Raw genomic sequence first — 14748 nt, 5'->3', positions numbered from 1 at the left:
ATCCCTATCTGCGTATTTTATCCATCTTTAACGGGTCCCCGTCGCTGATGGCGGATACCGGGTCGGCGGTACGCCGGATCATCTCTGCCGTCACCCTGCGGTACGAGCCCGGGTCGACCGGGAACAGCCACTGCCGGGCCCGGGTCAACGGGCCGACGTTGAGCCCCAACTCGTCGAGCACCTCGTCGACGTTGTGCATGGAGAACGGGATGATGTTCGTGCCGCGAGCGTGCCGTCCGTTGGTGCGCTTCGTCATCCAGAGCAGCCGGGCGCGCACCTCGTCACGCATCCGGACCTCGGTCGGCAGGGTCAGCCCACCCCGCAGGTACGCGGCCGTCCAGACCGCCGCCATCTCCGCGCTGAGCGGGCTGAAGAACGACGAGTTGTAGCCGGCGAAGGTCAGCCGCGGCACGCCGATCGGCAGGATCTGCCGGTAGAGCATGAAGTTGCCGGCGTCGTCCTGGAGCCGGGCGTGCAACGCGTCGTCGAAGAACGGCACGTGCTGGCGGAAGCCGGTACCACAGATCACCAGGTCGGCGGGGAGCACAGTGCCGTCGGCCAGTCGGGCGGCGGGCCGACCATCGTCGACCAGCAACTCGGTGATCACCTGTTCCCGGTGCACGGCGATGCGGCCGTCGGTGACCCGCTCGAAGAAGCCCTCGGTGGCGAGGCTGACGGTGCTGCGGGCGATGTCCTCGAAGCTGCCCTTGGGCACGAGACCCAGCTCGCGCAGGTTGAACTGCCGGGTCGCGACCGAGCCGACGCTGTCGACCATGCGTTGGCGCAGACCGTTCCCCGGGCCGTGCAGGAACCGCTCGAAGCCCCTCAGGTGCAGGTAGCGGAAGAGCGCCTCACCCATCCGGGTGAGCAGCAGGTACTTGTAGTTGAGCGCACCGCCGAGCTTGCGGGGCATCTTCCAGAGCAGCTCGCGCGCCACCACGTGGGTCTGGGCGGCGACCTCGCTCACCGGGACCGCCACGTCGCAGGACGACTTGCCGTACCCGACCACGAGGACGTTCTTACCCCGGGCCGCCTCGATGTCGTGGAACTCCCCCGTCGCCAGTACGCGCCCTCCGGCGGCGGTGAAGCTCGCCTGCCCGTCGAAGGACGGAACGAACGGGTCGCAGAAGATGCCGTTGGCGACGATCAGGTGGTCGTACCGTTCCACAGTCAGTGGATCCTGGGCGCCCGCCGGCCGCGAGGTGACCAGCCACCCGGTCTCGTCGTTCACCAGCTCGGCCGAGGCGACCTCCGTGGACAGGCGCAGCGCGCCGGCCAGCCCGAACTTCTCCACGTAGCTCTCCAGGTACCGCTGGACCTGCTCTCCCGACGGCCACTGCGGGTAGGCGGCGGGCATCGGCAGGTCGGAGAGGTGGTAGGTGCCCTTGTCGTTCTGGGTGTGCAGGCCGGGGTATCGCCGGGTGCGACTCCACACCCCCCCGACGTCGGGCGCGCGCTCGAACACTGTGACGTCGAATCCGCTCTGCCGCAGCACCTTCGCTGCGCTCACACCGGCGAATCCGGCGCCGACGACGGCAATCCTCATGGTCTCCTCCGAAGGACGTACGAACCGTGCCGGCGCTGACCGCCCGCGGTGCTCGCACGCTAGCGAGCAGAGCGGGAAGGTCGCTATCCGCTCGACGCGGGCGCTGTCCGCGACACGCAGCCGAACCCTTTTCCTGTCGGGTCGACGGCTTTCGGGTCTGGTCCGGCCCGGTCACGCCTTACGGTCAGCGCGACGGGACGCCCGGGAGGTGTCGGATGGATGCGGTGACGGTCCGGACGGACGACGTCGACCGGGCTCGCGCCGAGGTGGGTCGGGTCTTCTGTCCACACCGGCTCACCCCGCAGGCGGGTGTGCACAGCGTGCAACTGCGGATGGCGGCTCGCCGGGCGGGCGGAGTGGGCGTCATCGACCTGGACTACGGGCAGGCGGTACGCATTCAACCGCCCGCGCTGGAGAGCTTCTACCTCGTCCAGATCCCCGGCGCCGGCAGCACGATGGTCCGGCACGCCGGTCAGACGGTGACCTCGACCCCCGACGTCGCCTCGGTGCTGTCTCCTTACGACTCCTCGGACATGCGGTGGTCCGAGGGATCGCCCCACCGGATCTTCTACGCCGACCGGCGGGCCGTCGACCGGGAACTCGCCCGCCTGCTGGGCCACCCGGTGGACGAGCCGGTCCGCCTCGACGTCGGCATGCTCATGACCACGCCGACAGCGCAGGCGTGGGCGCGCGGGGTGGCGTTCCTCGCCGACGAGCTGTCCCAGCCGGCGGACGCGTCCCTGTTCGACCACCCGCAGGTAGCCGCCCGTTTCGAACAGGGGCTCGTCGGCAAGCTGTTGCTGGCCCATCAGCACAGTCACTCCCACCTGCTGGCCGAGCCGGCCCAGCACGCCCACCCCGGGCGTCTCGTCCGCCGGGCCTGCGCCCTGATCTCCGAACACCACGGGGAGGCACTGACAGTCGGTGACGTCGCCGAGGCGCTACGGGTGAGCGTACGAACGCTGCAGGACTGTTTCCGCCGTGAGTTGCAGACCACCCCTACCGCGTACCTGCGAGCCTGCCGGCTCGACGCGGCGCACCGCACGCTCCGCTCGGCCGCGCCGGGGGCGTCCGTGACGACGGTTGCCCTACAACACGGCTTCGTGCACCTCGGCCGGTTCGCGACCGAGTACCGGAGCCGCTTCGGCGAGACGCCGTCCACGACCCTGCGGCACTGACCGGGCCCGTCCCGCGTCGTACCGTCCCGGCCCGATCCGTTCGAGTAGCGGCGACACCGGATGGATCGCCGTCCACCAGAGCGCCGGCGCCCTGTGCCCCACCGCCGGCTGCGCCCGGGTCGGACACGACCGCGTCCGCGTCCTATTCCATCAATACAACGGCTGGGACCTCCACCAGCTACGCCACTCAGCGGCCACCCACCTCGCCGACAAGGTCGTCCCCGCAGCTCATCATGGCCAGAACACGGCACCGCAATCCGGGCACCGTCAGGCGCTACGTCAAGCCCGGCGCCGAAGTCACCAGTTGCTAGTACCACCACACCGCTGCGGTTGAGCGGAATGTCAGAATCGTTGCTGTTACCGACGCGCGTATCTTCCTATGAGCGTCAACGCTGACTTGACACGGAACAACCCGAGAAGGGTACGACCATGCCGGCAAGCCTCAGCTCGACCGACACAGAGTTCCTCAGCCGCGCGATAGAGATCTCACGATACGCACTCGAAGACGAGGGAAAAACCCCGTTCGGCGCCATCGTCGTCATCGGCACGGCGGTCGTCGCCGAAGGCACCAGCAGTGTGGTCGAACTGCGGGACCCGACCGCGCACGCCGAGGTCATGGCCCTCCGTGGGGCCGGCAAAAAGCTTCAACGCCACCTGATGCCCGACGCCACCATGTACGCCAGCAGTGAGCCGTGCCCGATGTGCCTGGTCGCCTGCTACTGGGCGCAGATTCCACGGCTCGTCTACGGCGCGTCGAGTCACGATGTCGGCGCCTACGGTTTCGAGGACCTCCAGCTCTACCGCGAGCTGACCGTCGAATCCAAAATGCGGACCCTGCGCGTCGAGGGCGCAGAGGGCCCGCTCCACGACCAAGCCGCCGCAGTGCTCAAGTCATGGGCGGCCCAATTTCCGGAACCGGTCGTCCCGAAACTGTGACCACGCCGCGTCACGTCATGATTCCCACCCACAGCGGGTTGCGGTCGCTGTACGGCCCAACGACGTTTACCTCGTGCGGGTCGAGCACGATTAAGCCGTCGGCGGCCCACGTTTCGAGCACCCGGTCCGGCGGCTGGGAGTCGATCCAGATCCCGTCCGGTGGGGCAACGGTCACCTGTCGTCCCGCCCTTGGAAGGATGACGAGCCGGATCAGGTAGTCGCACTCCGGCGCGTCGTTGCGGTTCATGCTTCCGGCCGCGCCGACGTAGGCAAGTTGCCGCCGCACCCTGGCTACCCAGTCCTCATGCTCGGACTTGGCCCGTTCATAGCCGATTTCGCCGCCCAGGTCGCTCGGCGGGTCGTAGTGCAACAGCCGGCGGATCGCGATGCGCTGCGGAGCTCTCAGCAGCCGCTGGAACAGTGCCAGGTCCAAGGCGTCCCTGATACCGGCGGTCGCTGGATCGATGAGCCAACGGTCCGTCAGTTGGACGATCCAGACCGTCTCGGCCGCCTCGACCGCGTTCGTGGCTTCCACCCACTGCGTATCCGCGTCGTCAGTCACGGGCCAGCACCTCGGTGACGATGTTCATCAGCTCTCTCTCCTGGTCTGGTCGCGAGGGCAGCAGCCGCCGAGCGCTCGCCGTCCAGATGGAAGCCACTGGCTCCGCGGCGGTGAACGCACGGAGGGTGAACCGGGCCTGCTGCAGCGCCCCACCCAACAAAGGCGGCGGCAGCCGACGCAGAAACGCCTCAGCCTGCGGCGGTCGGTGCATCGCCAGCCGGATCAGCGCGGCCAGGACGACCGCGCCAGGGCGTTCACCCAGGGACCGGATGGGAATCCGGCTCGGCTCCGCATGCCGGGCGTACGCGTCCTGGACGACATTTTCCACGCAGCGCCTCGTCGGCGCGCTAAGCAGCGCTTCGGCCACCCAGTCGAGCGCAGCTTCCTCATCGGCGAGGCAGTCGTAGGTGGCGAACATCGTTAACTGGCTGCGCAGATATCGCTTGTCGGTCGAGTAGTTCGCATCGGACTCCCAGCCCGCAGGCGGGACGAAGTTGCGGTTGCGAAGCCCCGCGATCACGGTGGCGGCTAGGTCGAGGCTGACGGTCCCCAGGCCGCCGCACCCGGTGACGAGGTCGCTGGCCGTGGCCGAGCGCTCCCCGAAGGGCCCGACCCGCCGCTCGATCTCGCTGAACACGCAGGCGTCGTCCCAGTAGTTGCCAAAGAACTTCTCGCCGGTCAGCACCTCGCAGAGGATGTACAGCCCAACCCCGGCCTGACTGCCGCCGAACTCGCACAGGGTCGACAACCACAGCATGGCGGCGCGAGGATCGCTGAACCCATACGGCCAGGGGTCGTTCGGTGCCCGGAACAGGCCAGGCGGGTCCGGGTCGACGAATTGCACGATCCGCTGCCGACCTTGGCTCAGCGCAATGCCGATTTGGCGGCTTCCCGGGTCGCCCTGGTCGGTCTGCAGACGCTCCTGAGCGCACTGCTGCAGCCACGCGATCACGCGACACACCTGCCCGAGCGCCACCGCGGCAGCCACCTCGTCCCGCTCTGCGGCTGTCCGATTCGGGAACGTCAGCTCGCTGAGCCGCCAACTGGTCTGCAGCACACCGCGCACCAACGGTGGCACCGCCGCGCGAGCCGCGTCACCGGTTAGCGACTCGAACAGCACCGACCGACCCAGCCGCTCCAGCAAGTGGGTGAGCAGAGCCAGCCGGTACCGTGCCTGATCGGCGGTCCGATCGTCCGGGCATCCGTCGACGATCTCGGTGACCCGCGCTGCGATCTCGGCCACGTCACCGCGATCGATCGAGTATTCAATCTCGTCGTTCAGGTCGGCCAACTCGTGGTGCTCCATCGTCGGCGTTCCGTCAGCCGCTGCCCGATGCAGCCGCCGGGTGGCCAGCCTGATCAGAATCTTCCGGCGTCCCGCCGCCGACCGGAACCGCATCAGGACCCACAGCGAGTCAAGTCCGAAGCCGAGCTGCACGACCGTGAGCACCGCTCCGACCGCCGTGAGACCCGAGCGCGACCAAATGTCGCCCGCCGCCGCACACGTGATCCCGACCGTGGCCGTAGCCAGCCAGGACATCGCGGCCATCGCCCGTATCAGGTCACTGAAGGACGGCCACCGGGTCTGCGGCGTGATCGTGACCGCGAACACGATGGTCACCGCCGTCAGCATGGCCGAGAACAAACCCAGGTCGACCTGCCATACCACCTCAGCCCTATCAGCCGGTGGTCCCACGTTCCGCAGCACGCACGCCGCACCCACGCTGGCAGCGACCGCAATGATTGCAGCCCTGGACAACTGCCGCCGACTGGCCACGAACATGGATCGAGCGGGCGGCATGCAATCTCCATTGCAGACACTGATCAAGGCGCCCAGAACCTACCAGCGTTGCTCGATTTCCGGGTGCCGTCGTAAGCGGGGAGGAGCGGTCCTATGGGCCACGGCTGCGGTCACTCCGCGCGACCCGCCTGCACCTCGCCGGCCGCCATCCCGACAGGCACGTTGATGCACGGGCCACGCAATTGGGCGGCGCTTCGCCGACGAAACTGTTATCCGGGTACGGCCGGGAAGTCTCCTGAGGTGAGGCGTTGGCGGGTTCCCCCGCCACCGCAGCATCCAATGGTGCTGCGACCACACACGAGGGAGTCGAGACGATGCGCGCAACCGGCCAGGGTGAAGCGGACGCCGCGAGGGGAAACCGGGGCGTCCACGCGGAACCCCGACGCGGGATGCTCGGCCGCCTTCCGATCGGCGCGAGGCGGCTGCTGTGGCCGCTCCTCGTGGCCGCGGTGGTCGCCGTACTGGTGACCGGTGTGATCGTCGTGGTGCAGCCGACCGGGCCGACGCCCGCCCCGGCGGCGACGCAGGCGCTCGACGCGCCGCCGCCCACGAGCCCGCAACCCGGCGCACCCAGCGCGACCACGCCCGCCGCCACGCCGAGCCCGGCGGGGGCGACCCCGACGGCGACGCCGACGGCGAAGCCGACGACGGGGCGTCCGGTCGCTCCGGCGGCCCCGGCGGCGACCTCGAAGCGCAAGGGCGTCGGGGTGTGGACCTTCGACGGCGTCAGTCAGGCGCTGGCCAACTCCGGGGCGAGTTGGTACTACACCTGGGACGTGGCCCACTCCGGCGTCACCAGCCCGAAGGGCGCCGAGTTCGTCCCGATGATCTGGGGAGCGAAGAGCGTCACCGCCACCAACCTGCAACAGGCCAAGAAGAACGGCCGCTACCTGCTCGGGTTCAACGAGCCGGACCTGAAGGGTCAGGCGGAGATGACCGTCGAGCAGGCGTTGGAGTTGTGGCCGCAGTTGCAGGCCACCGGCCTTCCGCTGGGCAGCCCGGCGGTGGCCTGGGGCGGCGACCGGCCGGGCGAGTGGCTCGACCGGTTCATGGCCGGGGCGAAGCAGCGCGGCTACCGCGTCGACTTCATCGCCCTGCACTGGTACGGCGGCGACTTCACCACCGCCAACGCCGTCAACCAGCTCAGGTCGTACCTCCAGGCCGTGCACGACCGGTACAAGCTGCCGATCTGGCTCACCGAGTTCGCCCTGATCGACTTCTCCAACGGCGTCCGCTTCCCCACCCAGGCACAGCAGGCAGCGTTCCTCACCGCGGCGACCCGGATGTTGGGTGGCCTGTCCTGGCTACAGCGGTACGCGTGGTTCGGCCTGCCCGCCACCGATAAGGACCAGACAGGCCTGTTCCGTACCGGCAGCGCCGCGACCGCCGTCGGCCGCGCCTACCAGGCGGCGCGCTGACCTACAGCACGTCGACGTGGTCCCGCCAGGAGTGCCGTGGCTCGTACCCCAGCACCCGGCGGGCCTTGTCGATGCTGAGCAGCGTCTCGTGCTCACCCAGCTCCTTGCGGATCTCGACGCCCGGGTAGACCTCGGCCATCAGGCTGGCGCTGGACCTGCTCATGACGGTGTCGGCGTTGGCGATGACGAAGACGTCGGCACCGGGCTGGTCGTACGCGAGCGCGCGCTCGACCGCCTGGGCCCCGTCGCGGGCGTCGATGTAGCCCCACAGGTTCCACCGGCGCAGCCGCGGGTCGGCGTCGAACGAGGGAAACGGCGCGTAGTCCTCGACGTCCATGACGTTGGAGAAGCGCAACCCCACCATGACCAGCTCCGGGTCCCACCGGCAGAAGTGCCGGGCCATCTCCTCCTCCAGGGCCTTGTTCAACGAGTACGTCGATTCGGGCCGTGGCGCGTACTCCTCGTCGACCGGCGCGTACGGCGGCGGGGTGTCGAACGGCAGCCCGAGCACCGTCTCGCTGGACGCCCACACGACCCGCTTGATCCCGGCCGCACGGGCGGCGGCGAACACGTTGTACGTCGCGGCGGAGTTGTTCGCGAAGGTGGTCGCGTTCGACATCAGCCCGGGGGCCGGGATCGCCGCGAGGTGTACGACAGCGTCGACGCCGCCCGCGTGCTCGTCGGCGCCCCCGGTGAACGCCTCCACCACCTGCCCGTAGTCGGTCAGGTCGACAAGCAGGAACTCGCCGTTCACGTCGCGGGGGTCGCGGCCACCGGCGCGGTCCACAGCCAACACGTCGACGCCCGTGGCGCGCAGGTGGGTGACCACGGCACGGCCGAGCTTGCCGGTGGCACCGGTGACGACGACACGCCTGGGCAGTGTGGATTCGCTCATGACCACATCTTCGCCGCAGGCGACATCAGCCCGGCAGCCGGGTGGGCTCGGCCCGCCGCGCCGCGATCGCGATCCGAGCGCGATCGGGCGGGCGGGTGCGTAACGTGCAGGGGTAAACGTTGTCGCGACGAGGAGACTTCATGTCCAAGCCACCGCTTCCCGAGGCCGCGGTCGCCATGCTCCAGAAGCCGAACCCCGCCGTCATGACCACCCTTCGCAACGGTGGCCAGCCGGTGTCCGCCGCCACCTGGTACCTGTGGGAGGACGGCCGGATCCTGGTGAACATGGACGAGAGCCGCCGGCGGCTGGAGCACGTCCGCAACGACCCGCGGGTGTCCCTCACAGTGCTCGACGAGGCTGGCTGGTACACCCACGTCAGCATCATCGGGCACGTCGCCGAACTGCGCCCCGACGAGGGCCTGGCGGACATCGACCGGCTGTCGAAGCACTACACGGGCAACGCGTACCCACGCCGGGAACGTGCCCGGGTCAGTGCCCTGATCGAGATTGACCGCTGGCACGGTTGGGGCGCGCAGAAGGACAACAACCAGGTCGGCTGACCGCTGCCGTCAGCCCTGTCGCCTCGACGGCTGCCGTCGGGGCGACAGGGCACCGGCCGTCAGGGTGTCAGGGCGGTGGCGGACCGGGCGCCGACGCGGGTCACCAGGAGGCCGAAGGCCGCCGCGGTGAAGAACATGACGATGCCGTAGACGGCGCCCGGGATCGCCATCTGGGTGCTGTTGAGCAGCGCCGGGCTGAGCGCGATAGTGATGGCCAGGGTGCTGTTGTGGATACCGATCTCGAAACCGGCGGCCGTCGCGGCGCTCCGGTCGACACCGGCGAGGCGCGGCACCCCGTAGCCGATGGCGAGGCTGAGCAGGTTGAAGGCGAGCACGGCCAGGCCGACCGAGACGAAGTAGTCGGCGATGTTCTCCCGCTCGCCGAGCACCGCGCCGGCGATCACCGCGACGAGTACGACGACGGAGATGATCCGGACCGGGCGGTTCAGCCGCTCGGCCAGGTGCGGCATCCGCGCCCGGATGAGCATGCCGATCGCGACCGGGACGAGCACGATGGCGAAGACCTGGAGCACCTTGTCGAACTGCAGGCCGATGCTCCTGCCGTCGGGGAGGAAGTACGCCGCCGACAGGTTGACCAGGATCGGCAGTGTGAACACGGCGAGCACCGAGTTGATGGCGGTAAGGGTGATGTTCAGGGCCACGTGCCCGCCGAACAGGTGACTGTAGAGGTTGGCGGTGGTGCCACCCGGTGACGCGGCCAGCAGCATCATGCCGACGGCCAGCTCGGGTGCCAGGTCGAACGCGAGGACGAGGCAGAAGCAGAGCGCCGGCAGCACCAGCACCTGGCAGACCAGGGCGATGACGGCGGCTCGTGGATGGTGGGCCACCCGGCGGAAGTCCGCCATTGTCAGTCCGAGACCCAGACCGAGCATGATGATGCCGAGGGCGACGGGTAGTCCGATCAGAGTCACGGCGGAGTCCATGGCACAACATCGTTACCACCCGGTAACGCCGTCACAATCCCCCATGTGGCTGGACGGCTCTTGACCCCGGAGGGTGATCGGCTTAACTTCATCAATCAGATAAGTGTCTTTACTAATTTTGCTTGATGTCTCGTGGGAGTGTGCCGATGCGACCATTCCGCCACCGCCGTCTCACCGCCGTCGTCGCCCTGGCGACACTGCTGGTCACCGCCGCTCCGCCCACCGCCGCCAGCGCCGGTGACAACCACCAGCGCCGCACCGGCTACCACCGGGTCGGCTACTTCACCCAGTGGGGCATCTACGGCCGGGCCTTCCCGGTCAAGAAGCTCGAAACCTCCGGGGCGGCGAGCCGTCTCACCCACCTCAACTACGCCTTCGGCAACGTCAGCGAAGACGGCCGCTGCTATGTGGACGGTGGGCCGGGCGAGGGCGACGCCTGGGCGGACTACCAACGTCCCGTCCCGGCCGAGGAGAGCGTCGACGGCGTCGCGGACGCGCCGGGCCAGGCGCTCAACGGCAACTTCGGCCAGCTCGCCAAGCTCAAGGCCAAGCACCCCAAACTGAAGGTGCTGATCTCGCTGGGCGGCTGGAGCTGGTCGACGTACTTCTCGAACGCCGCCCGCACCGACGCCTCCCGCAAGGCGTTCGTCACGTCCTGCATCGACCTCTACCTCAAGGGAAACCTGCCCGGCGGTGACGGCGCCGCCGGCGGCCCGGGCGCCGGGGCCGGCGTCTTCGACGGCATCGATCTCGACTGGGAGTGGCCCAACTGGGAGGGTGAGCCCGGCAACGTCATCCGCCCGGAGGACCGGGAGAACTTCACCAAACTGCTCGCCGAGTTCCGCCGGCAGCTCGACGCGTACGGGCGCACGACCCGCGCGCACCACCCGCTGACCGCGTTCCTGCCGGCCAGCCCGGCCACCATGGACGCCGGCTACGAGGGCCGCAAGATCTTCAAGTACCTGGACTTCGCCACGGTGCAGGGGTACGACTTCCACGGCGGCTGGGACGCGCGGGCCAACCAGCAGTCGGCGCTTCGCGTCCCGGCGGGCGCCCCGGACAACCCGGACTTCTCCGTGGAGGTGGCCATCGACGGGTGGATCTCCCGTGGTGCCCCACGGGACAAGCTCGTGCTCGGCATCCCCTACTACGGTCGCGGCTGGACCGGCATCACCGGCGGCGGCAACGGCCTGTTCCAGCCGGCCACCGGGCCCGCGCCGGCCACCTTCGAGGCCGGGTACGAGGACTACAAGAAGTTGAAGACCCTTGCCGGTAACGGCTACACGGTGCACCGCGACCTGCGTGCCGGACACGCCTGGTTGTTCGACGGTACGACGTTGTGGACGTACGACGACCCGGCGGTCGTGTTGCAGAAGACGCTCTACATCCGACGGGCCGGCCTGGCCGGCGCCATGATCTGGTCGCTCGACGGCGACGACGACAACGCCACGCTGACCAAGACGATCGGCCTCGGCCTGACGACCTGGTAGCCGTACCCGATCCACCCGGCCCGTCGCCGGCCGACCTCTCGGCCGGCGGCGGGCCGTTTACCGCTGCGCGGGTGTCACCGCGCGCACCGCGGCCTCGATGAGCGCGGTCACCTGGCCCATGTCCCGAGCCCGGTGCACGTCCACCTCGGCCGACCATCCGTCGGGCCGGGTGAGCCTCACCGTCACATCATCGCGGCGGTGGGTCAGCCAGCCGGCGATCGCCTGCACCAGCACCATGACAGTGCCCGCGTCGCTGGCCGCCACCCGCAGTTCGTCAGTGGTGTCCGCCGACATCCCGTCGGGGGACGTCATGGTCACCCCCTCCCGAAGCCGATCCTCGGCGCGCAGCCAGGACGCCAGCGAACGCCGAGCATCGGCGGACGAAAGATCCGGATGGACCGAGAGCGTGATCATCTCCGGCACGTCTCCTCCTCCCAGACGACGACAAGCCCACGCCACCATCCTGCCACTCCGCGTCGGAACCGGCACGCCGAGTAGTCAGCAATATCTATCGACCCTTGACCGCCGTATCGACGATTCATAGGCTCCGGCCACTGCGAGGTTGTTCCCGAGAGGGGAAACACGACTCATGGCCCCATCGATGCGTCCGTTCCGGATGGCCCCCGCCAGGCGGCTGGCGAGTGCCGCCACGATCACGCTCCTGCTCGGCATGACTGCCCTGCTCGGCGGCACACCGGCCGCGAGCGCCGCCCAGCCCTCCCGGTGCAGCGACGACCCGACCGCCCGGTTGACCACAGTGCCGAGCCCGGACGCCGTGCTCGGCTTCCCGCTCGGCGCGGGGCAGGAGCGGGTCGTCACCAACGACGAGGTCCGGACCTACCTCGGGGCCGTCGATCGCGCCTCCAACCGGGTCGTCACCGGCGTGATGACCACCAGTGTGCTCGGCCAGCCGTTGCCGTACGCGGTGGTGTCCAACGAGCGCCACGTGCGGCCCGCCGCGCTACGCGAGATCGCCGACGACATCCGGGACCTGCGCGACCCGCGCCGGACCAGCGCGCGAGCGGCCGCCCGGACGGCGAAGGACAGCCCGGCCATCGTCTGGGTCACCGCTAACGTGCACGGCGGAGAGAAGAGCGGCGCCGACGCGGCGCTGAAGACGCTGTACGAGTTGGCGGCGGGCCTGTCCTGCGCTGTCGCCCAGCGCAACGACAACCTGGTCACCATCATCGTCCCCACCCAGAACCCGGACGGCCGCGACGCGACCCGCCGGCAGAACGAGTTCGGCTTCGACCTGAACCGGGACTGGTTCGCCCGCACCCAGCAGGAGACCGACGGCAAGCTCGAACTGCTGCGCCGCTACCCGCCGCAGGTCTTCGTCGACGCACACGAGATGGGCGGCAAGCAGTACTTCTTCCCGCCCAACGCCGACCCGATCCACCACGAGATCGCCGGTGAGGCCGTGGACTGGATCAACCGCATCGGCGAGGCCAACAAGGCCGGCTTCGGCTTCAACGGGGCCTGCGACGACACCGCCTTCACCGAGTGCTACTTCAACTACGACACGTACGACATGTTCTTCATGGGCTACGGCGACACGGTGCCCACCACCGGCTTCGGCGCGGCCGGCATGACGTACGAGAAGGGCAGCGCGTCGGCGGTGGCCGACCGGGTCCAGCAGCAGTTCCACACCCAGTGGTCGACGCTCGGCTGGGCCGCCGCGAACAAGCGCGAGGTGCTCGACGGCTACTTCGACATCTGGACCGACGCGCTCGCCCAGGGCAGGGCGGGCACCCTCGAACCGAACGAGGTGGTGCAACCCACAAACGACGTGCAGTTCCCGGTTCCGGACGTCAGCATCCGCTCGTACTTCCTGCTGCCCGACCGGCAGCTCGCCGACGTCCGCCAACTCGTCGAGCGGCTGCGCCGGATGGACGTCGAGGTGTACGAGGTACAGCAGGCCACCCGGGTGCCCACCGCGCAGGTCTTCGGCGGGCGCAGCGCCACCAACGTGACGGTGCCCAGGGGCGCGTACTGGATCCCGATGGACCAGCCGCAGAAGCACTGGATCCAGGCCATCATGGGCGAGGACCCGTACGTGCCGTTCCCGTACTTCTACGACGTGTCGTCCTGGAGCAACCCGCTGCTGATGGGCATCAACGCCATCTACACCGGAGACACCGTCCGGCCGAGGGCCGCTCTGGTCCGCAAGGTCTCCGGCGGTCGCACCGGTGTGGCCTGGCCCTGGGGCTCGTACACGTACCCGCTCGACTCGGCCGCCGCCGCGGAGCTCACCTTCAGCCTGCTCGGCCGTGGCGTACCCCTGGTCCGTGACCTCACGACCAGCCGGGTCGCCATCCCGGCCGCCAGTGTGAACCGGACGGTGGACGGGCTGGCCGAATCCCTCGGCGTCACCCTCACCCCGGGCGGTCGGCCCGCCGGCACCCGCCTCGACCTGCCCGACGTGGGGTTGTTCCAGGGCACCGGCATCTCCACCACCTCCGGCTCACACGGCGAGGCCCGCTACGTGCTCGGCAAGCGGTGGGGGCTCGACCTGAAACCGGTCACCACTGCCGACATCAACGACAACACCGAGGCGTTCACCGGGCGCACCGTGCTGCTGGTGCCGGACGGCAGCAGCGCCACCGGCGGCCTGACCGCCACCGGGCAGGCCAACCTGCGCGACTGGATCGGCCAGGGCCACACCTACCTCGGGCTGCGCAACGGGGGCACCCGGGTCGCCCGCGCAGCCGGGCTCACCTCCACCACGGAGAAGACCAAACCGGCGGACTACCTGGTGATCGGCTCGCACCTGCGCGTCGACGTCGACCAGGACAGCCCGGTGGCGCTGGGCCGCCCGGCGGAGGACTTCGAGTTCAACAACAGCGACCCGATCCTCACCCCGAGCACCACCGGGACGAACGTGCTCACCTACCCGACGGGTGACACGTTCTGGGCCAACGGCTACACCGTCGGGGCGGACACGCTGAAGGGCACGGCGGCCGTCGTCGACGAGCCGACCGGCGCCGGTCGGGCGGTGCTGTTCGCGTTCAATCCGCTCTTCCGCGCGTACAACGAAAATGGCCTGCACCTGGTCGCCAACGCGCTGCTCTACCCGGCGACCGCCGCGCCGGACGCGCGGCGCCCGACCGGCGTCGACGCGGCGCGCGCCAGCGCCGCCGCCGCGCCGGTGCCGCCGGACCTGGGCGGTGGCTGGAGGCCGATCACCATCCAGGTGGCGGCCGGCGACCTGCCGCGCACCCGAGCGATCGTCGAACGCTTCACCACCGACGCGCAGACGTCCGAGAAGAACGGTTCGGCGTACGTCGTGATCCCGAACCCGCAGGGGCTCCAGATGGACGAACACCCGTTCGCGAGGGATCTGGTACGCGCGCTGAACGCCGCCAAGGTGCCGCTGCGGTCGGTGGTGGGCTGACCAACCCCGCACAGCGAAGCGCCC

The 14748-nt window shown here is 69.4% G+C and carries 12 protein-coding genes; 6 read left to right on the top strand and 6 right to left on the bottom strand.

Annotated features, from left to right (window positions below; translation table 11 throughout):
• Positions 1 to 4: 4 nt before the first annotated feature.
• Positions 5 to 1546, bottom strand: coding sequence for an NAD(P)/FAD-dependent oxidoreductase (locus AB0C19_RS05130; protein WP_357179624.1), 1542 nt, complete (start codon positions 1544 to 1546; stop codon positions 5 to 7).
• A 224-nt stretch (positions 1547 to 1770) separates the two neighbouring features.
• Between AB0C19_RS05130 and AB0C19_RS05125 the strand changes: the two genes are divergently transcribed.
• Both AB0C19_RS05125 and AB0C19_RS05120 read left to right on the top strand, forming a co-directional pair.
• Complete coding sequence (locus AB0C19_RS05125; protein WP_357179621.1) at positions 1771 to 2724, top strand: AraC family transcriptional regulator; 954 nt, start codon at positions 1771 to 1773, stop codon at positions 2722 to 2724.
• A gap of 429 nt (positions 2725 to 3153) precedes the next feature.
• The gene (locus AB0C19_RS05120; RefSeq protein ID WP_357179618.1) at positions 3154 to 3660 is read left to right on the top strand and encodes a nucleoside deaminase; all 507 of its coding nucleotides are present in this window, start codon (positions 3154 to 3156) and stop codon (positions 3658 to 3660) included.
• A 10-nt stretch (positions 3661 to 3670) separates the two neighbouring features.
• Here AB0C19_RS05120 and AB0C19_RS05115 read toward each other — a convergent pair whose 3' ends face one another.
• Entirely contained in the window at positions 3671 to 4222 is a 552-nt protein-coding gene (locus tag AB0C19_RS05115; RefSeq protein WP_357179615.1) for a hypothetical protein, read from the bottom strand.
• Entirely contained in the window at positions 4215 to 6005 is a 1791-nt protein-coding gene (locus AB0C19_RS05110) for a hypothetical protein (protein ID WP_357179612.1), read from the bottom strand. The genes AB0C19_RS05115 and AB0C19_RS05110 overlap by 8 nt, the downstream gene beginning before the upstream one ends.
• Before the next feature lie 332 nt (positions 6006 to 6337).
• On the opposite strand from AB0C19_RS05110, the gene AB0C19_RS05105 reads away from it, so the two are divergent.
• A complete protein-coding gene (locus AB0C19_RS05105) occupies positions 6338 to 7441 on the top strand; it encodes a glycoside hydrolase family protein (RefSeq protein WP_357179609.1) in 1104 nt (367 codons plus the stop codon).
• Between the two features lies 1 nt (position 7442).
• Here the strand turns inward: AB0C19_RS05105 and AB0C19_RS05100 are convergent, their stop codons facing one another.
• On the bottom strand, positions 7443 to 8336 hold the full coding sequence (locus AB0C19_RS05100) for an NAD(P)-dependent oxidoreductase (RefSeq protein WP_357179606.1): 894 nt from the start codon (positions 8334 to 8336) through the stop codon (positions 7443 to 7445).
• 140 nt (positions 8337 to 8476) lie between these two features.
• Between AB0C19_RS05100 and AB0C19_RS05095 the strand changes: the two genes are divergently transcribed.
• On the top strand, positions 8477 to 8896 hold the full coding sequence (locus AB0C19_RS05095; protein WP_196926210.1) for a PPOX class F420-dependent oxidoreductase: 420 nt from the start codon (positions 8477 to 8479) through the stop codon (positions 8894 to 8896).
• A 59-nt stretch (positions 8897 to 8955) separates the two neighbouring features.
• On the opposite strand, the gene AB0C19_RS05090 is transcribed toward AB0C19_RS05095, so the two are convergent.
• Complete coding sequence (locus AB0C19_RS05090) at positions 8956 to 9840, bottom strand: bile acid:sodium symporter family protein (protein WP_266302110.1); 885 nt, start codon at positions 9838 to 9840, stop codon at positions 8956 to 8958.
• A 146-nt stretch (positions 9841 to 9986) separates the two neighbouring features.
• Between AB0C19_RS05090 and AB0C19_RS05085 the strand changes: the two genes are divergently transcribed.
• On the top strand, positions 9987 to 11330 hold the full coding sequence (locus AB0C19_RS05085; protein WP_357179600.1) for a glycoside hydrolase family 18 protein: 1344 nt from the start codon (positions 9987 to 9989) through the stop codon (positions 11328 to 11330).
• A gap of 57 nt (positions 11331 to 11387) precedes the next feature.
• Here the strand turns inward: AB0C19_RS05085 and AB0C19_RS05080 are convergent, their stop codons facing one another.
• Complete coding sequence (locus tag AB0C19_RS05080) at positions 11388 to 11744, bottom strand: hypothetical protein (protein ID WP_357180711.1); 357 nt, start codon at positions 11742 to 11744, stop codon at positions 11388 to 11390.
• Positions 11745 to 11919: 175 nt separating this feature from the next.
• Between AB0C19_RS05080 and AB0C19_RS05075 the strand changes: the two genes are divergently transcribed.
• Complete coding sequence (locus tag AB0C19_RS05075; protein WP_357179597.1) at positions 11920 to 14724, top strand: M14 family zinc carboxypeptidase; 2805 nt, start codon at positions 11920 to 11922, stop codon at positions 14722 to 14724.
• The last annotated feature ends 24 nt before the right edge of the window (positions 14725 to 14748 follow it).

Origin of the sequence: Micromonospora sp. NPDC048842 (assembly GCF_040649935.1) — a bacterium.
GTDB lineage: Bacteria > Actinomycetota > Actinomycetes > Mycobacteriales > Micromonosporaceae > Micromonospora > Micromonospora hortensis.
Note: the sequence above shows the minus strand (reverse complement) of the source record. Positions and strands in the feature narration are given on the sequence as shown.